Consider the following 16,900-nt stretch of genomic DNA (forward strand, 5'->3'; position numbering starts at 1 on the left):
CGGATCGGAACGGTCGGGTTCACCTCGCGGTCGGGGCCCCGGACAGGTCCGCCCCGGCGAGGCGCTCTGTGGTCAGCCGCGTGTGGGCCGCCATGTCCGGCCCCTCCGGGTCGAGCAGCCACCGGACCTGGAGGCCGTCCGTCACCGCGATGGTCGAGACCGCCCCGGCCGCGACGTCCAGGGATCTCTTGACCTCCGGCCTCCTCCAGCGCCTCGGTGAGCAGCGCGCGCAGTCCCTCGTACCGGTCGCGGAAGTACTCCTGCGCAGGGTGGTCGTCAGTGACGCTCTCGGCGGGGAGCACGGCGTATTGCTGGACGACGCCCTCGCGTTCGGTGTCGAGCCGGATGGTGTCGCCGAGGTGGCGGAGACAGTCAAGGCCGCGCCGGTCCCGTCCCGGGGACGTTCCCACAGCGTTCAACCCACGCAGTCGCAGTGCGGAACGGCCACGTTCAGGACGGTCGCCAGCACCGTGAGCACCAGCGGCAGCAGCACCAACAGGGCGGCGACGGCGTAGGAGCCCGCTCCGGCGGTGGACCGGTCCGGCCGCACCTGACGGTGCACCCGGCGCACCGGGCAGGCGCCGGTCACCGACAGCGCCGGTTCGGGTCCCCCAGTTCCCGCCGCCGCCATGATCCCCAGGGCGTGGGCGAGGGCGTGCGGGCCCGCCTCCCGGGCCGCGCGGTCGTCGGCCACCCACTCCACGAGTTCGGGGACCTCCCGGGCGGCCGCGCGCAGCAGCGGGACCCCGGGGAAGGCGGTGTCGAGCAGCCTGGTCCAGGTGACCAGGAGGTGGTGGCGGCCGTCCAGGTGGGCCCGCTCGTGGGCGAGGACGGCCCGCAGTTCCGGCCCGGTCAGCTGGTCGAGCGCTCCCCTGGTGACGACGATCCCGAAGCGGCGGCCGGGCACGCAGTAGGCGGCCGGTTCGGGGCGCTCCAGCAACCAGACCCGGTCCAGGTGCAGAACGCGGCGGTTGCCGGTGGCCGCGAGGGTCCGGCCGTGTTCGCGGGTCCAGGCGCGTCGCCTCCGGGCCCGGCGCACGGCCGTCCACGAGAGGCGGACCAGGCCCAGGGCGCCGAGCAGTCCGGCGACCGCGACCCCGCTCTCCGCGCCGTTCTGCTGGACCGCCTGGACGAGGTCCACGCACGCGGCGACGAACGCCTTCACGCCCGGGCCCATCACCTTCGTGGCCAGGGTGGCGAGCAGGACCGCGCAGGCCAGCAGCCACACGACGGTGGTGAGCGTCCAGAGCGCGAGCATCGCCCGTGCGCTGGCGCCCCGGCCCTCCTGGAAGGCGCGCAGGGCCCGGGGGCCCGCCGTGCTCCACAGCAGGACCACCGCCAGGGACGCCAGGGACCAGGTCACGGTTCCTCTTGCCGGGGGATGTCGGCGAGCAGGTCGCGGAGGAGGGCGAGGTCGCGGGGGTCCATCCGGTCCACGAAGCGCAGCAGGGCCACCTGGGAGTCGCCGCTGTCGTCCAGGGCCCCGTGCATGCGGTCGGCCGCGTGGGAGGCCCGGTCGCGCAGCGCGCGGTAAAACCACAGGCGTCCGGTGCGTTCCCGGTCGACCCAGTCCTTGCGGCGCAGGTTCTCCAGGACCGTGGAGATGGTGGTGTAGGCCGGTTCCCGGTCGGCCAGGCCGTCGACCACCTCGCGCACGCTGAGTGGCCGTCCGGCGGCCCACAGGACCGCCATCACCGCGGACTCCAGTGACCCGAGTCCCGGAACCGTGTTACTCATGGCCCACCGTTCGTCATGCGCTTCTCCGTCCAAGAATAGGCAACCCGGCCCTCCGTTCAGCTGACGGGCAGCGCCGCGAGCACGCCGCCCCCGTTCCCGGGGACCCGCAGGACGGCGGGGCCGCCGGGGAGCGTGGCCACCGGTGTCAGGTCCGAGGCCTCCGGGGGGAGTTCGGCGGCGACCCCACCGGTGGCGGCCTCGACCGCGCGACCCGCCCCGCCCTCGGCGGCGGTGTACAGGGTGTCCCCGACCAGACCGGCGAGCCGTTCGCCCGGCAGGGCGGGCAGTTCCCAGACCGGTTCGGGGTCCGTCGCGGCCAGCCCGTACAGCCTGGCCTCCCCTTCCCCGGCCGGGGCGGCCAGGACCACCGTGCGGTCCAGGCCGTCGCCGAGCAGGCGGGGGCGGACGTCGGGGGCGAGGGTCAGCAGGCGTTCACCGGTCCGCAGGTGGTGCACCGTGTACAGGAGCACCTCCCGGTCCTGGTCCGCGCCCCCGGCCGCGTCGGCCGCCGTCCACTCCAGGACCACGGCGGCGCCGGAGTCGCTGGAGGGGCGGGGGCCGTACCCGACCGAGACCGGCTGGTCGCCCAGCTCCTCCGGGACCGTGAGGTCGGCGCGGGTCCACAGTTCCCCCTGGTCCGCGCCGAGGGCCCGCAGCTCGCCGTCCCGGTGCAGCAGCAGCGTGCCGTGGTGTTCGTGCAGGACGGTGTCCCCGTCCCGTTCATGGGCGAGCACCTCCCCGCTGCCCGCCGCCAGCGCCGCCTTCGGGCCGCTCGCCTCGGTCATCACGCTGCCCGCCTGGGCGGCGAACACCAGCCCGGGGCCGACCAGCGTCCCGGGTACCCCGGTCGGCCCCCACAGGCGTTCCCCGGTGTCGGGGTCGTGGGCGGAGGCGGTGGTCACGAAGGCGAGGACGCCCCCGTCGGGGTCGGGCTCGCGGTCCAGAAGCACCACGAACTCCGCGCCGCCCTCCTCCGCGCGCGCCACAGTGAACCCGGTGCAGCTGGGGTCCCGTTCGGTGGCCCAGCGGGTGACCCCGTCCCGGTCCACACCCAGGAAGTGGAGCGGCCCTCCCGCCTTCTCCTGTGCCACACCGACGAAGGAGGAACCCGCCGCCCTGGGCTCGGAGGAGAAGGGGGCCGTCCACAGGGCCGGCCCCTCCAGGGGGTGCGGCAGCGCACCGGTGACGGAGGGCGGGGGCGTGGCCGGGGTGTCGCGCGGTTCGACGTCGGGGGTCGGTCGCGGAACGCAGGCCGTGAGCAGGAGGAGGGCGGCCAACGGTGCTGCCAGGGAGGCTGTCCGCACCGTGGGGACCCGCGCGCTACTCCGCACGCCCCGCCGTCCGGCCGGGGTTCGAGTCGTCCCGCGCGTCCGCCCCCGGTCCCGTCTCCTCGGCCCCGGTCTCCTCGGCCCCGGTCTCCTCGGCCCCGGTCTCCGCGATCCCGGTCTCCGCGATCCCTGCCTCATCCGGCCCCGCGACCTCGGAGTCCTCGTCCCCGGCGGTCCGGCGCCGGGCGAGGAAGGTGCTGACCGCCACCAGGACCACCAGCACGGCCAGCGCCCCGAGGGCGACCAGGTCGGTGCTGGTGCCCAGCCGCGCGAACACACCCTGGGCGCGGTCGGCGGTCTCCGCCATCCAGCCCGCGCCGGGGAGCGAGGTCATCGAGGCGGTGCCGTCGAAGGCCACGAACAGCACGCCGATCCCCACGAACAGGCCGCCGGACAGCAGCGCCGTGGTGTGCGTGCGCAGCGGGCCCAGCTCGACGGTGCGTCCGCGCAGCCAACGCCGTCCGCCCAGGTCGAAGTGGTCCCAGAGCAGCGCCAGGAAGAACATCGGCAGGACCATGCCCAGCGCGTAGGCGGCCATCAGGAGCATGCCCCGGACGGGCGTCCCGGTCGCCGCCACGGTGAGCACCGCGCCCAGGATCGGCCCGGAGCAGAACCCGGCCAGACCGTAGACGGCGCCCAGGCCCAGGACGGACAGGTTGCCCCGTCCCCCCACGAACCGGCTCTGCGCCCGGGCCAGGACGCCCCAGGTGAAGCCGAGCCCGAGGATCTGCGCGACACCGAAGGCGATGATGACGCCGCCCGCCACCGAGATGAGCAGCTCACGGTGCCCGTAGAAGAGCACGCTCACCATGGCCGAACCGGCGCCGAGCGGGACCAGGGTCAGGCAGAGCCCGACGTAGAAGACCCCGGTGCGCAGCAGGAGCTGACCGGTGTCACGGAAGGCGTACGCGAAGAACGACGGCAGGAGCAGGGCGCTGCACGGACTGAGCAGGGCCAGCAGCCCGCCGAGGATCGCGGCGACGAACCCGATGTCCACGGCCGTCACTCCCCGGCCGCGGCGAGGGCGGTGTCCACGCTCCGGACGAAGACGTCCAGGGGCTGCGCGCCCATGATCGGGTCACCGTTGACGATGAAGGCGGGGGTGGCGCTGACCCCGATCTGCTGGCCCTCCATGAAGTCGTGGCTGACCTCGATCCTGCTCCGCTCGGAGTCCAGGTCCTCGTGGAAGCGGTCGGCGTCGAGGCCGAGGTCCGCGATGATCCCGTCGAGGACCTCGTCCGGGTCGTCGGCGGACTTGAGTTCGTCCTGCTGTGCGAACACCGCCTCCTGGTACTCCCAGAACGCCTCCTGCTCCCCGGCCGCGGTCGCGCCGAGGGAGAGCGTGTTGGACAGGTCGCCCAGGTAGGGAAACTCCCGCCACTCGATCCGCAGGTCACCGGAGTCCACGTACCGCTCGACCAGTTCGGGCTGGGTCTCCTGGGCCCAGGAGGCGCAGTACGGGCAGGCGAAGTCCGAGTAGGCGACCAGGACCACGGGAGCGTCCGCGCTGCCCAGGGACATCGGGTCGTCGGCCGTGCGGCGGGCCAGGGCCTGACCCCACTCGCGCTGTTCGGCGTCGATGTGGTCGACCGCCGAGGCCTCGTCGGAGGTCTCCTGTTCGCCTCCGCCACCCTCCAGGCGCAGGCCCACGACCACCGCGACCACCAGTGCCGCCACCACCGCTCCGCCGATCAACAGCGGTGACAGCCCGCCCTTCCCCGTACCCTTCCGTGTGGCCGCTCCCTTGGCGGCCCCGGCGCCCTTCCTGCCCGAGTCCCGCGGTTTCCTGGCGTCCTTCGGCATGCCGCTCCCCCGTTTTCTATGGAAAGTAGAGCGTACTCTATGCTCCATAGAAAAGCGTGGGGGCCTGCCGGTACGAGCCCCGTGCCCACTCTCCCGGAAGGACGGACCGATGCGCGACTGGGGAACCCGCCAGTGGGTGACGGCGGCGGCCGGGACGGCGCTGACCCTCATCGTCCTGGGCCTGCCAGCGGTGCTGATCCCCAACGGCCTCTTCGCCCGTGAGATCGAACCCCCGTGGTGGTCCCACCCGGTCTGGGTGGCCACCTCGGTCCTGTCCGGGCTGCTCCTGGCCACCTACACCCGCCCCGTTCACGAGGACTCCGCCGGGCCCGGAGGCGGGCGCGGACTCGGCGGAGGCCTCCTTGCCTGGTTCGCGATCGGCTGCCCGGTCTGCAACAAGATCGTCCTGCTGGCGCTGGGCACCAGTGGCGCGATGGCCTGGTTCGCGCCGCTCCAACCCCTGCTCGCCGCCGCCGGACTCGTGCTGCTGAGCCTGGCGCTGCGGGCGCGGCTCCGCGCGAACGCCTCCTGCCCCGTCCCGGCCTCCGCCGGATAGTCGCTCCGAGGTTCGGTTAACCCCGGCTCCCAGCGGAAACAGTGGGGGGACACCCCCACGCACCGGAGCGAGGCCGCCCAGGCGGAGAGGTAGGAAGGATCATGACCGGCAACAGAGGAGTCGTCTACCAGGGCCCAGGCAGGGTCGAGGTGGAGGACATCGCGTATCCGGACTTCGTTCTGCGGGACGGACCCGGAGTCAACCCGGCGAACGTGGGGCGCGAGGTCCCGCACGGCGTGATCGTGAAGGTCGTCGCCACCAACATCTGCGGGAGTGACCAGCACATGGTCCGGGGCCGCACCACCGCGCCCCAGGGACTGGTCCTGGGCCACGAGATCACCGGAGAGGTGGTCGAGAAGGGGCCCGACGTCGAGTTCGTCCAGGTGGGCGACCTCGTCTCGGTCCCGTTCAACATCTCGTGCGGCCGCTGTGTGAACTGCAAGGCCAGGCACACGGAGATCTGTCTCAACGTCAACCCGGACCGGCCGGGCTCGGCCTACGGGTACGTGGACATGGGCGGCTGGGTCGGCGGGCAGGCGCAGTACGCGCTCGTGCCCTACGCCGACTGGAACCTGCTGAAGTTCCCCGACCGCGACCAGGCCCTGGAGCGCATCCTGGACCTCACGATGCTCTCGGACATCTTCCCGACCGGCTACCACGGGTGTGTCACCGCCGGGGTGGGCGTGGGGTCGACGGTCTACGTGGCGGGCGCCGGACCGGTGGGACTCGCGGCCGCCGCCTCGGCGCAGCTGCTGGGCGCGGCGGTGGTGATCGTCGGCGACCTCAACGACGAACGACTCGCCCAGGCGCGCGGGTTCGGCTGCGAGACGATCAACGTCGCCGCGGGCGACCCCGGTGACCAGATCGAGCAGCTGCTCGGCACACCGGCCGTGGACTGCGCCGTGGACGCCGTCGGGTTCGAGGCGCACGGAACCGGCGCGCGAGCCACGGAGGAGGCGCCCGCGAGCGTTCTGAACACGGCGATGGACGTCACCAAGGCGGGCGGGGCCATCGGCATCCCCGGCCTGTACGTGACGGGCGACCCGGGAGCCTCCGACGAGGCGGCCAAGGTGGGTTCGCTGTCGATCCGCTTCGGGCTCGGCTGGTCGAAGTCGCACGCCTTCTTCACCGGCCAGTGCCCGGTGATGAAGTACCACCGCGAACTGATGACGGCGATCCTCAACGACCGCGTCCGGATCGCCGACGCGGTCAACGCCGTCGCGATACCGCTGGAGGACGCGCCCGAGGGCTACCAGTCGTTCGACAAGGGAGCGGCGAGCAAGTACGTGCTCGACCCGAACGGCTACCTGAGCACGGGCTGACGGCACGGCGGGCGGTCTCGGCCGCTCGCTCCGACCACCGCTCTCCGGCGCTTCCCGGAGAGCGGGCTACTCCCCGGAGATCAGCCGGGACACGTAGAGCACCGCCCCGGCGGCGAGGGCGGCGATGCCCATCGAGGCCACAAGGGATGCCAGGCCGAGAATCACCCCCTCCAGGGCGACCCAGGACTCCAGGAAGTCCCGGGTGGCGGTCCGCGAGAGCACGAACACACCCATGAAGACGACGAACGCGATGATCGGGGAGAGCTTGTCCACCCGTTCATTATGCGAGGGGCGCACCGGTCCTCACACCGGGTCGGCACTCGCCCGATGCGTCACCGTTCGCCCGAAAGTCCATCGTTTCCCCAGGTCGACCTGGTTCGTCCGGGGTTGCGAGCGGGTACCACCCGACTGTGACCAGCCTGGGGGAGGCCGGTCGTCGAACCGTGGGGGAGAACGAATGCGCGCCACCGTCGGAGACCAGTTGCACACACACGGGGTCACCAGCTCCAAGGGCGAGCACGAGGCGGAGATCATCGACGTCCTCGGGTCGGACGACGGCCCGCCCTACATGGTCCGCTTCGCCGACGGTGAGGAGCGGGTCATCTACCCGGGGCCCCGGACCGTCGTGCTTCCCCGTACTCCGAGCGACTGACACCTCCGCCCCAGGCGGCACGGCGGACGCGGTGCGCGCCGGGTCCGGGTGCGAGGGCGTGTTCGGCGAACACACGCCCCAGGACGGAGGGGACCCCTCCGATCCGAGTGCAGGTCGGGCCGGAGGAGTCGGTACCGGGTCGGGAGCGGCGGGGTCCGCCTACTCCTCGGTGGCGGCGGTGATGCGCCAGACCCTGCCGTTGGCCTTGGACAGCACATACAGGCCGCCCTCGGCGTCCTGCCCGAACCGCAGGTCCACGCGCGATCGACCCGCCAGTTCCCGCATGTCCGTGGGCTGACCGGCCTCGTCCACGAGCGCCACCTCGTAGAACGGCGCCCGCTCACCCCCCCTGGACCATCTCCGCGGTGTCGGCGAACCGGATCTCTCCGCTGACGATGTCACCGAACAGGTACCGGCCCTCCAGGGCCGGGTACGGGCCGCCCCTCGGGACGAACCCGCCCACCAGCGACACCCCGGAGTTCCGGCCCAGGGACACCACGGGATAGGTGTAGCCGTACTCCGCGTCGTCCTCCGGCAACGGGTAGACGTTGGACGGGTCGGACCGGTCGAAGCGGAATCCGCCCTCACGCTCGTTCCACCCGAAGTCGTCCCCCGGACGGAGTTCGTAGACGGAGTCGATGGACTGCTCGCCGATCATCCCGACGAACATGCGCCCGTCCTCCGGGTCCCAGGTGAACCGGTGAGGGTTGCGCATGCCCAGGCCGTAGACCTCGCCGAGCGCTTCGGGATCGTCCACGAACGGGTTGTCCGCCGGGATGCCGTAGGCGCCGCCGGGGCCGTCGTCCCCCTCGGGGTCGATTCGCAGGACCTTCCCCTGGGGCTGGCCGGGGTCCAGCGGGTTCGGACTGAAGTCGGGCACCTCGTCCCCGTCACCGGAGGCCACGTAGAGCAGCCCGTGGTCGGGGTCGCCCGGCGCGGTGGTCGGGTCGAAGCCGATCTGCTGCATCCCGTGCAGGAACCGGCTGTACCCGATCCGCAGGACCTCCCGGCGATCGCCGGAGAAGACGTCGGCGCCCGGATCGTCGGCGGTCCACTCCGTGACCACGCCGTGCACCCGGGTGTCACCGGGAGGCTCGTGCGTGGGGGTACGGGTCTCCAGGGCCTGCCCGGCCTCGGTGTGCACGGTGTAGAAGCGGCCGTTGTCCGCGAACCCGGGATGGAAGGCGACGAAGCCCAGCCCCGTGCCGAGCGAGGGCCGGATGACGAAGTCGGGGAACTCGTCCCACGCGTTCAGGTACTCGGTCGCCTCACCGGTCTCCTCGTCCACGAGGTACAGCGGCCCGTTGAGGTCGGGGACGGCCAGGCGCCCCGATCCCCCGTCCGGTCCGGGGACCTCGGAGACGAAGTTGATCCGCGCGCCGCCCTCGCCGTCGGTCTCCGGCAGCCGGGTGAGCTCCTCCACCTGGAGCGTGACCCCGGAGGGCAGGGGGGTCTCGGGGATCGGTGTCTCGACAGGCCCCTCGCCGTCGTCCACGACCTCGCAGTCGCCCGCGTTCCCGCTGGGCACGCGCAGGTTCGCACTGTGCTGGTCCACGGCCAGGTCGTCGACGAGCAGACGCCCGGCGCTGTTCGCCCCGTTGAGGGCGAAGAACCGGTCCAGCCCCTCCTCGACCGAGCGGCGGAGGGCGAACTCGGTCTCCTCCCCCACCGGCAGCCGGGTCGTGGTGCGGTAGGGGCCGCCCCTGCTGTAGGCGCGCACGGTGTCGGCGTCGTTGTCGACGACCATCCACACGCACTGCCAGGCGTCGGAGGGCCAGGTCCCGGCTTCGGCGAAGGAGTCGCCGTCCCGGAAGTTGAGTGCGTTGGAGTTCTGGCTGTTGGCCTGTGCCCGCATGTCGTCGAACGTGCTCGGGGCGTCCACCTCGGTGAGGCCGAGGGAGGTGTCCAGGGCGGCGTCGCGGTGCATGCGGAAGAACAGCGTTCCGGTCGCGCCGTCGGCGATCTCCGGCACGGCCCGGTCGGCGGCCAGGCCGTCACCGGTCATCTCCACGACACGGCCGTCCTCCGAGGGGCGCGTGGGGTCGGCCACGACCCGCACGTCCGCGTCCGCGCGCCAGCCGTCCTGACCGTCGAGCGCCGCCTCCTCGTAGGCCTCGAAGTCGACCACCTCCGCGTACTCCGGCGCGGGGTTGGCCGTGGAGTCCGTGTCGGGGGCCAGGTGGATGTTGTCGAGGTGGGTGTCCCCCGAAGGCGGCTCGTCGGCGTCGTTGAGCAGCAGGAACGTGGGGAGCGCGGCGTCCCCGGCGGTGCGGAAGGCGAACTCGGTGTCGCCGTCGGGGCCCCGGGCCGGCTCGGGGTCTCCTCCCGCGACCGCCACGTGCACGCGGTAGGTGTCGGCCGCGTTGTCCACGACCATCCAGACCCCGTAGCGCTCGCCGTCGGCGACCTCCGTGTCGAGCGGCTGCTCGGCGTCACCGTCCCTCGCCACCAGGCCGCGCTCGTCCAGGGTGACGTGCGGGCCGAAGTCGTCCAGGTCGTACGGGTTGCCCGTGGTGTCGGCGCCCAGACCCGGGGTGGGGTTGGCGCTCAGACCGATGTTGAGCCCGGTGGCCGCGAGGTCGTCGGCGACGAACTCCCAGAAGACGGTGCCGGTGGCGTCCGGTTCCAGGGCCAGGTCACCGAGTTCGGCGTAGGCGTTGCCCCGGTACCGGACCGGATCGGGGCGTTCGGACAGCAGGACGCTCAGGGCCTTGCCGGAGAGGGAGGCGGGCGCTTCCTCGGAGACGACGGCCCCGTCCGGGGCCCCGGGGGTGTTGACGTGCCAGGGCCCCTGGCTGCGCAGACTTCCGTTGGCGTAGTCGTCGAAGACCGCCAGGGGCCGGAAGCCGTCGGCCAGCGCGTCGGGCGGTCCGGAGGTGGGGGCCTCCGACGCCGTGACGGGGGCGGCCGACATGAGGGAGGCGAGGAGCGCGCAGGCGGTGGTCGCCGCCGCGATCCTCGGTGCGGGCCGCCTGGCTGGTCTCGGACGGGGGGACGCGGGAGGGGCGCCTCGCATCGTCGGTTCTCCTTCGGGGGGTGATGGAGTGTGCTCGGCCGGGGGGGTGGGTCGTCGGTCGGAGCCCGGAGGCGTCGGGCGGAGCCCGGAGGCGTGCGGTCAGCCCGGGGAGACGGGGTCCGGCGCCGACCTCCGCGGGCGGGGGTCGGCGCCGGACCGTTCAGTGTTCCCCGGCGGGGAGGGAGAGGTGGGGCGTGATGACCTCGCCGAAGGCGCGCACGCATTCCCGGACCACGTCCGCGAACGGCGCGTCCCACACCTGCTGGTGGAACACCTCGATCTCGACGTCCCCCCGGTACCCCGTCGCTTCGACCGCGCGGGTCAGGGAGGCGAAGTCGATGTGGCCCTGGCCCGGCAGGCCCCGGCCCAGGAGCGCGCCCTCGGGCACCGGGGTGAGCCAGTCGCACACCTGGTAGGAGGTGATCCGGCCCTCCGCCCCGGCCCGCGCGATCATCGGCAGCACCTGCGGGTCCCACCACACGTGATAGGTGTCCACGACCACCCCGGCCGTCTCCGGGTCGAGGTCGGCGACCAGGTCGAGGGCCTGCCCGAGGGTGGAGACCACCGCGCGGTCGGCGCAGAACACCGGGTGCATCGGTTCGAGTCCGAGACGCACCCCGCGCGCCCGCGCCTCCGGTTCCAGGGCCAGCAGCGCCGCGCGGACCCGGTCCCGGGCCGCCACGAGGTCCCGGTCTCCGGGCGGCAGCCCCCCGACGACCAGCACCAGCACCGGCGCCGAACCCGGGGCCCCGGCCTCGGCCAGAGCGGCGGTCTCGTCCAGCGCCCGCAGGTTCTCCTTCCACTGTTCGTCGGCGGTGCCCGGGTCCGTGACGAACCCGCCCCGGCACAGGCTGGAGAAGCGCAACCCGGAGTCGGCCAGGCGGGCGGCGGCCTCGGTCAGGCCCGCCTCCGCCACCCGGTCGCGCCACAGCCCCACCGCACCGACCCCGGCGGCGACAGCGTGGTCGACGGTGGTCGCCAGGTCGGCCTTCTTGATGGTGGCCTGGTTGAGCGAGAACCGTTCGGTACCCGCCTTCGCCGTACTCACGTCCGTGCCTCCCTCTCCTCGGTCACACCGTGTGTCAGCAGCAGGTTCCGCCAACGCCGCGCGGCGAGCGCCGGGTCGGCCAGCGCCCCGCACGCGTCGGCGAGTTCGACCACCCGCGCCAGGTGCGGCAGGCTGCGGGCGGAGTGCAGGCCGCCCACCATCGACCAGCCCGGTTGGAGCCCGTTGAGCCAGGCCAGGAAGGCCACCCCGGTCTTGTAGTACTGGGTGGGCGGCGCGAAGACCTGCCGGGACAGTTCCTCGGTGGGCCCGAGGACGCGGCGGTAGGCGTCGGTGTCCCCCGCCTCCAGCGCGGTCAGCGCCGCCGACGCCTGCGGGGTGACGGCCGCGAACGCGCCCAGGAGGGCGTCCGAGTGGTGTTCGCCGTCGCCGAGGATCAGGTCCACGTAGTTGTAGTCGTCGCCGGTGTACATCCGGACCCCGTCCGGCAGCCGGGAGCGGAGTCGGCGTTCGGCCGCCGCGTCCAGCAGGGAGAGCTTGATCCCGGCGACCCGGTCCGCGTGCTCCTCGATGACGTCCACCACGGTGTCCATGGCCTCGGCCGTGTCCCGTGACCCGAAGTACCCGGCCAGGCGGGCGTCGAAGGCCTCGCCCAGCCAGTGCAGGACCACCGGGGTGCGGGCGGCCCCGAGCACCTCGGCGTAGACCTTCGCGTAGTCGGCGGCGTCGCGGGCGGCCGCGGCGAGGTGCCTGCTGGCCATGAGCACGACCCCGGAGCCGGTGGACTCCACGTGCTCGAGCTGTTCCCGGTAAGCGCTTACCACCTGGGCGAGGGACACCGGTGCGTCCGGGAGCTGGTCGGTGTTGACCCCCGACACGACGAGGTCGCGCGTGGGCACCCCGTGCTCCCGCCCGAACTCCGTGGCGGCTCGCGCCGTGCGCTCCACCAGTTCGCGGGTGGCGGCGTAGTCGAGCCCCATGTTGCGCTGGGCGGTGTCCATCGCCTCGGCGACACCGAGGCCCAGGTCCCACACCCGTCGGCGGAACCCCAGCGTGGAGTCCCAGTCCACCTCGGCGGGGGCACCGGGCACGTTGTTCCCCCAGGGCAACGGCACCACGTGGGCGGCGGCGTAGACCGACCGCACCCGGTGGTGTCCGCGCGGCCGGACCGCCTCCGGCGCGGCCGCGAGGGTGAGCCGGTCGACGCGGCCCGAGGAGCGCGGCAGAAGCACCTGCGGTGCGGAGCCCGGGTCGGACGCCTCCTCAGGAGGCCCGGAGGGGTCGGGGCGGCCCGCGGTCATCGCCCCGCCTCCGCGTCGTCACCGAGCGCGATCCGACGGCCCTCGGCGGCGGATTCGAGGCCCCGCTCCGCGAGCAGCACGCCGCGCGCGGCCGAGGCGAAGTCGAACCGGTGCGGGCGGCCCGCCACGAAGTCGCGCAGGTACTCCTCCCACTGCGCCCGGAAACCGTTGCCGAACTCCGCGTTGTCGGGCACGCGGCTCCAGTCCGACCGGTAGTCGTGGGTGTCGGCGAGGTCGGGGTTCCACACCGGCCGGGGCGTCGTCTCGCGAGTCTGCACCCGCCCGTTGAACAGCCCCACCACGGCCGAACCGTGGGTGCCGTCCACCTGGAACTCCACCAGTTCGTCGCGGTCCACGCGCACGCACCAGCTGGAGTTCATCTGGACCACGGTGCCCTCGCCCACCTCGAAGATCGCGTAGGCGGCGTCGTCGGCGGTCGCGGCGTAGGTGGCACCGCGTTCGTCGACCCGCTCGGGGATGTGCGTGGCGGTGTGCGCGTACACCGAGCGCACCGGGCCGAAGAGGTGCTCGAAGACGTAGTTCCAGTGCGGGAACATGTCCACCACGATCCCGCCGCCGTCCTCCTTGCGGTAGTTCCAGCTGGGCCGCTGGGCGGGCTGCCACCCGCCCTCGAACACCCAGTAGCCGAACTCGCCGCGGACCGAGAGGACCCGGCCGAAGAAGCCGGAGTCGACCAGCCGCTTCAGCTTGAGCAGCCCCGGCAGGTACAGCTTGTCGTGCACCACGCCGTTGTGCAGGCCGGCGCGCTCGACCTCGCGGGCCAGCTCCTCGGCCTCCGCGTGGGTCTCGGCGGTCGGCTTCTCGCTGTAGATCGCCTTGCCCGCCGCGATGGCCCTGCGCAGGGCGGGCACGCGGGCGCTGGTGAGCAGGAAGTCCGCGTAGACGCCCAGCCCGTCGTCGGCGAGCGCCGAGTCCAGGTCGGTGGTGTACTCGTCGACGTCGTGCCGCAGGGCGATGCGGTCGAGCTTCTCCTTGTCGCGCCCCACGAGGACGGGGCGGATCGGCACCCGGGAGCCGTCGGGCAGGGCGAGCCCGCCCTCGTCCCGGATGGCGAGGATGGACCGCACCAGGTGCTGGCGGTAGCCCATGCGGCCGGTGACACCGTTGAGGATGATCCCGATCGTCTGTGTCGTCATGTCGTGCAGGTCCTGTCCAGTTGCGGTCGGTCGACCGTGGCTCGGGGTCAGTCGGCGGTGGCGGTGGAGCCCAGGAGTTCGCGGATCCGTGCGGTCACGCGCTGGAACTCGGGGTTCTCCAGGGTGGGTTCGTACTCGCGGTGGCCGGGGATGGCGATGTCGAACTCCTCGATCACGCGGCCGGGGCGCGGCCCCATCACCACTGAGCGGGAGGCCAGGTACACGGCCTCGGCCACCGAGTGCGTCACCAGCACCACCGTCATGCCGGTGGCCTCCCAGATGCGACGCAGCTCGACGTTCATGTTCTCCCTGGTCAGCGCATCGAGGGCGCCGAAGGGTTCGTCCATGAGCAGCACGTCGGGTTCGTGCAGGAGGGCCCGGCAGAGGGAGACGCGCTGCTGCATGCCGCCGGAGAGCTCGAAGGGCATGGCCTTCTCGAAACCGGTCAGTCCGGTCATCTCCATCAGCTCGTCGGTGCGCTTGCGTGCCCACGCCTTGGGGAGCCCGCGCATCTCGGCCTGGAAGAGGATGTTGTCGCGGGCGTTGCGCCAGTCCAGGAGCGCCGCCCTCTGGAAGACGAACCCGACGTCGCGGCGGGGCCCCGTCACGGGTGTCCCGCGCAGCGTCACTCCGCCGGCGCTGGTCCCGGTCAGCCCGGCAATCACCCGCAGCAGGGTGGACTTGCCGCAGCCGGAGGGGCCCGCGATGCTGAGGAACTCGCCGTGCTGGATGGTGAGGTCGATGCCGCTGAGCGCGTGCACCGTGCGGTCCTTGGTCTGGAAGGTGACGTCGACCCCGTGGATGTCGACCATCGGCCCCGGGCCCTGCGGGGGACCGCCACCCGCGCCGTCCCGGGCGCGGTCCGCTGTCCTGGCGAACATGCTCACTGCCCTTCCGTGGTGAAGGAGGCGTCGAAGTACGTGCCGGTCTCCTTGGCCTCGTTGATCAGCCCGGCCTCGGCAAGGACCTCGATGGTCTGCCGCCAGTCCTCCTCCGAGGTGTGGCCGGGCTCCAGGCCCTCACTGTTCTCGGTGTGGAGGAGCTCGATGGTCCCCTGCCACTGCTCCAGGAGCACCTCACCGCTGGGCATCTGCGGGTTCTGGCCCTCCATGGAGGCGACCGCGTCCTCCGGTGCCTCCTGCGCGGCGGTGAAGGCTGCGGAGGTGGCCGTGACCATGCGCTGGACCAGGTCGGGGTCGTCCGCGATGGTCGAGGAGTGGGCGAGCAGACCGTTGCTGAAGAAGCTCAGCCCGGCGTCGGAGTAGCGCAGGTAGTTGACCTCCTTGCCGCTCTCGGCGGAGATCTTGGGGCCCTGGTCGTGGCCGAAGCCGATGAGCGCGTCCACCTGGCCGGAGATCAGCGCCGCGTTCTTGCCCGCCGAGTCGAGGTTCTGCTGCTCGACGTCGTCCTCGGAGAGCCCGACCGCCTCCAGGTACATGGGGAAGGTGAGGGTGACCGCGTCTCCGGCGGAGACCGCGATGGTTCGGCCCTTGAGGTCGTCCGGTCCGGAGATGTCGGTCTCCGCGAAGTACTGGACGGCGGCGGGGGTGGACTGGAGGTAGACGCCCACGGAGCGCACGTCCACGCCCTCGTCCACGTTGGCGAGCAGGGCGGGGGTGTCGGCCCAGCCGAAGTCGAAGCTCTGCTGGCCGATGGCCTGCACGGTCCGGGCGGAGCCCTGCCCCGCCTCGATGGTGAGGTCGATCCCGTGCTCCTCGAAGATCCCCTCCTCGACGCCGTAGTAGAAGGGGGCGTGTTCGCCGTAGGGGTACCAGTTGAGCTGCAACGTCACCGCGTCGGTGTCGCCGCTGGCGGCCGTCTCGCCGTCCCCGCCGCCGCAGGCGACGAGGGCCAGGGCGCTCACCCCGGCCGCGAGGGCGGTCAGGGCTGAGCGGGAGGCGGTGCGGTACTGCGTGGTGCGGGATTCTCGGGTGGCCATGAGGGTTCCTTCGGGTGTTCCGGGAACGGCTGGGGAGGCTGGGGAGGGCCCGGGTGACCCGGGCGGTCCGGGCGCTCGGGTGCGTGGGGAGGGCACTGGGCCCTGGTGTGCCGGATGGGGCGCGGGGCGCGGGGGCAGGGTGCGGGGGGCAGGGCGCGGGGAGCAGGGTGCGGGTGCGGGTGCGCCGCCCGGGGCGGTTCAGCCCCGGTTGCGGCGCGTGGCGTGCCAGGGGATGAGGAGGGTCTCGGCGACCTGGATGATCGCGAAGAGCAGGACGCCCAGCGCGGACATGATGATCAGCGCGGCGAAGAGCATGGCAGTGTCGATGTTGCCGTTGGCCTGGAGGATCACGAAGCCCAGGCCGGAGTTGGCCCCCACGAACTCACCGACGACGGCGCCGGTGACGGCCAGGGTGGCGGCGATCTTGAGACCGGACAGCAGCTCGGGCAGGGCGGCCGGGAAGCGGACCTTCCAGAAGGTCTTGAGCCGCGAGGCCCCCATGGTGGAGGTGAGTTCGAGGAGTTCGGGGTCGACGGAGCGCAGGCCGCTGATCCCGGAGATCACCACCGGGAAGAAGGCCATGAGCACGGCCACGAGGATCTTCGGGCTGGCGCCGAAGCCCAGCCACACCACGAACAGCGGCGCGATCGCGATCTTCGGGATGACCTGCGCGAAGAGGATCAGCGGGTAGAAGGTCTTCTCCAGTGTGGGCGAGTAGACCATCAGCACCGCGACGAGCACGCCGACCACCGCCGCGATCACGAACCCGGCGACGGTCTCCCCCGTGGTGACCAGCGTGTGGCCCCACAGGTAGTCGGGGTTGTCGGTAAACGCTTTCCAAGTGTCGACCGGCGAGGGGATGATGTAGGGCTGGACCAGCCCCGTGGACGTGACGGCGAACCACACCACCACGACGAGCGCGAGGAAGGTGGCGGGGTAGGCCGCCGCCGCGACCCGGCGCGAGGGACGACGTCCGCGCCCCCGGGTCCCGTCGGGGACCCGGGCGGATGGAGGAGCTGGGGCGGACTGAGTCTGTGGAGTCATACGGACCTCGTGTCGCACTTCGGGGGATGGCGGAAGAAG

General features: G+C 72.6%; 18 protein-coding genes. 3 read left to right on the forward strand and 15 right to left on the reverse strand.

Annotated elements, in window-relative coordinates; genetic code table 11:
- Nucleotides 1–19 precede the first annotated feature (19 nt).
- From BDW27_RS28010 to BDW27_RS13025, 6 genes are all read right to left on the reverse strand, one after another.
- Nucleotides 20–145: a hypothetical protein gene (locus BDW27_RS28010; RefSeq protein ID WP_255421485.1), complete on the reverse strand. Its 126-nt coding sequence runs from the start codon at nt 143–145 to the stop codon at nt 20–22.
- Between the two features lie 270 nt (nt 146–415).
- The gene (locus tag BDW27_RS13005) at nt 416–1,363 is read right to left on the reverse strand and encodes a M56 family metallopeptidase (protein WP_110049475.1); all 948 of its coding nucleotides are present in this window, start codon (nt 1,361–1,363) and stop codon (nt 416–418) included.
- Entirely contained in the window at nt 1,360–1,737 is a 378-nt protein-coding gene (locus BDW27_RS13010) for a BlaI/MecI/CopY family transcriptional regulator (protein ID WP_017544129.1), read from the reverse strand. The genes BDW27_RS13005 and BDW27_RS13010 overlap by 4 nt, the downstream gene beginning before the upstream one ends.
- 56 nt (nt 1,738–1,793) lie before the next feature.
- The gene (locus BDW27_RS13015) at nt 1,794–3,041 is read right to left on the reverse strand and encodes a pyrroloquinoline quinone biosynthesis protein (RefSeq protein ID WP_146223260.1); all 1,248 of its coding nucleotides are present in this window, start codon (nt 3,039–3,041) and stop codon (nt 1,794–1,796) included.
- Nucleotides 3,042–3,057: 16 nt separating this feature from the next.
- Nucleotides 3,058–4,062 carry a cytochrome c biogenesis CcdA family protein gene (locus BDW27_RS13020; RefSeq protein ID WP_110049537.1) on the reverse strand — a complete coding sequence of 335 codons (1,005 nt, stop codon included), beginning with the start codon at nt 4,060–4,062 and terminating at the stop codon, nt 3,058–3,060.
- A 5-nt stretch (nt 4,063–4,067) separates the two neighbouring features.
- Nucleotides 4,068–4,868, reverse strand: coding sequence for a thioredoxin domain-containing protein (locus tag BDW27_RS13025; protein ID WP_199560641.1), 801 nt, complete (start codon nt 4,866–4,868; stop codon nt 4,068–4,070).
- A gap of 109 nt (nt 4,869–4,977) precedes the next feature.
- Here BDW27_RS13025 and BDW27_RS13030 point away from each other — a divergent pair, with 109 nt between their 5' ends.
- Both BDW27_RS13030 and fdhA read left to right on the forward strand, forming a co-directional pair.
- Nucleotides 4,978–5,424, forward strand: a complete 447-nt coding sequence (locus BDW27_RS13030) for a hypothetical protein (protein WP_110049477.1) — start codon at nt 4,978–4,980, stop codon at nt 5,422–5,424.
- A 101-nt stretch (nt 5,425–5,525) separates the two neighbouring features.
- A complete protein-coding gene (gene fdhA / locus BDW27_RS13035) occupies nt 5,526–6,746 on the forward strand; it encodes a formaldehyde dehydrogenase, glutathione-independent (protein WP_110049478.1) in 1,221 nt (406 codons plus the stop codon).
- Between the two features lie 66 nt (nt 6,747–6,812).
- On the opposite strand, the gene BDW27_RS13040 is transcribed toward fdhA, so the two are convergent.
- Nucleotides 6,813–7,019 (reverse strand): hypothetical protein, encoded by a 207-nt coding sequence (locus BDW27_RS13040; protein ID WP_017544135.1) that lies wholly within the window; start codon nt 7,017–7,019, stop codon nt 6,813–6,815.
- A gap of 184 nt (nt 7,020–7,203) precedes the next feature.
- Here BDW27_RS13040 and BDW27_RS13045 point away from each other — a divergent pair, with 184 nt between their 5' ends.
- Nucleotides 7,204–7,398 carry a DUF1918 domain-containing protein gene (locus BDW27_RS13045; RefSeq protein ID WP_017544136.1) on the forward strand — a complete coding sequence of 65 codons (195 nt, stop codon included), beginning with the start codon at nt 7,204–7,206 and terminating at the stop codon, nt 7,396–7,398.
- Nucleotides 7,399–7,557: 159 nt separating this feature from the next.
- Here BDW27_RS13045 and BDW27_RS27250 read toward each other — a convergent pair whose 3' ends face one another.
- The 8 genes from BDW27_RS27250 to BDW27_RS13080 form a co-directional block, all read right to left on the reverse strand.
- On the reverse strand, nt 7,558–7,710 hold the full coding sequence (locus BDW27_RS27250; RefSeq protein ID WP_158543580.1) for a hypothetical protein: 153 nt from the start codon (nt 7,708–7,710) through the stop codon (nt 7,558–7,560).
- A gap of 28 nt (nt 7,711–7,738) precedes the next feature.
- Nucleotides 7,739–10,414 (reverse strand): sorbosone dehydrogenase family protein, encoded by a 2,676-nt coding sequence (locus BDW27_RS13050; RefSeq protein WP_146223261.1) that lies wholly within the window; start codon nt 10,412–10,414, stop codon nt 7,739–7,741.
- A gap of 160 nt (nt 10,415–10,574) precedes the next feature.
- On the reverse strand, nt 10,575–11,462 hold the full coding sequence (locus BDW27_RS13055) for a sugar phosphate isomerase/epimerase (protein ID WP_017544139.1): 888 nt from the start codon (nt 11,460–11,462) through the stop codon (nt 10,575–10,577).
- Nucleotides 11,459–12,721 carry a dihydrodipicolinate synthase family protein gene (locus BDW27_RS13060; RefSeq protein WP_110049480.1) on the reverse strand — a complete coding sequence of 421 codons (1,263 nt, stop codon included), beginning with the start codon at nt 12,719–12,721 and terminating at the stop codon, nt 11,459–11,461. The genes BDW27_RS13055 and BDW27_RS13060 overlap by 4 nt, the downstream gene beginning before the upstream one ends.
- Nucleotides 12,718–13,878, reverse strand: a complete 1,161-nt coding sequence (locus BDW27_RS13065; RefSeq protein ID WP_110049481.1) for a Gfo/Idh/MocA family protein — start codon at nt 13,876–13,878, stop codon at nt 12,718–12,720. Before BDW27_RS13065 ends, BDW27_RS13060 begins: the two co-directional genes overlap by 4 nt.
- A 47-nt stretch (nt 13,879–13,925) precedes the next feature.
- On the reverse strand, nt 13,926–14,759 hold the full coding sequence (locus BDW27_RS13070; protein WP_040693524.1) for an ABC transporter ATP-binding protein: 834 nt from the start codon (nt 14,757–14,759) through the stop codon (nt 13,926–13,928).
- Between the two features lie 2 nt (nt 14,760–14,761).
- Nucleotides 14,762–15,817 (reverse strand): ABC transporter substrate-binding protein, encoded by a 1,056-nt coding sequence (locus BDW27_RS13075; RefSeq protein WP_110049482.1) that lies wholly within the window; start codon nt 15,815–15,817, stop codon nt 14,762–14,764.
- Nucleotides 15,818–16,015: 198 nt separating this feature from the next.
- The gene (locus tag BDW27_RS13080; protein ID WP_017544144.1) at nt 16,016–16,861 is read right to left on the reverse strand and encodes an ABC transporter permease; all 846 of its coding nucleotides are present in this window, start codon (nt 16,859–16,861) and stop codon (nt 16,016–16,018) included.
- Nucleotides 16,862–16,900: the final 39 nt, after the last annotated feature.

Origin of the sequence: Nocardiopsis sp. L17-MgMaSL7, assembly GCF_003182025.1 — a bacterium.
In the GTDB taxonomy this organism is placed as follows: domain Bacteria; phylum Actinomycetota; class Actinomycetes; order Streptosporangiales; family Streptosporangiaceae; genus Nocardiopsis; species Nocardiopsis prasina.

Bases quoted from the DNA above. Each gene is read 5' to 3' on its own strand.
- fdhA (WP_110049478.1), top strand. From the start codon at position 5,526: ATGACCGGCAACAGAGGAGTCGTCTACCAGGGCCCAGGCAGGGTCGAG.
- BDW27_RS13010 (WP_017544129.1), bottom strand. From the start codon at position 1,737: ATGAGTAACACGGTTCCGGGACTCGGGTCACTGGAGTCCGCGGTGATG.
- BDW27_RS13075 (WP_110049482.1), bottom strand. From the start codon at position 15,817: ATGGCCACCCGAGAATCCCGCACCACGCAGTACCGCACCGCCTCCCGC.
- BDW27_RS13050 (WP_146223261.1), bottom strand. From the start codon at position 10,414: ATGCGAGGCGCCCCTCCCGCGTCCCCCCGTCCGAGACCAGCCAGGCGG.
- BDW27_RS13025 (WP_199560641.1), bottom strand. From the start codon at position 4,868: ATGCCGAAGGACGCCAGGAAACCGCGGGACTCGGGCAGGAAGGGCGCC.
- BDW27_RS13065 (WP_110049481.1), bottom strand. From the start codon at position 13,878: ATGACGACACAGACGATCGGGATCATCCTCAACGGTGTCACCGGCCGC.
- BDW27_RS13030 (WP_110049477.1), top strand. From the start codon at position 4,978: ATGCGCGACTGGGGAACCCGCCAGTGGGTGACGGCGGCGGCCGGGACG.
- BDW27_RS13070 (WP_040693524.1), bottom strand. From the start codon at position 14,759: ATGTTCGCCAGGACAGCGGACCGCGCCCGGGACGGCGCGGGTGGCGGT.
- BDW27_RS13045 (WP_017544136.1), top strand. From the start codon at position 7,204: ATGCGCGCCACCGTCGGAGACCAGTTGCACACACACGGGGTCACCAGC.
- BDW27_RS13060 (WP_110049480.1), bottom strand. From the start codon at position 12,721: ATGACCGCGGGCCGCCCCGACCCCTCCGGGCCTCCTGAGGAGGCGTCC.
- BDW27_RS13080 (WP_017544144.1), bottom strand. From the start codon at position 16,861: ATGACTCCACAGACTCAGTCCGCCCCAGCTCCTCCATCCGCCCGGGTC.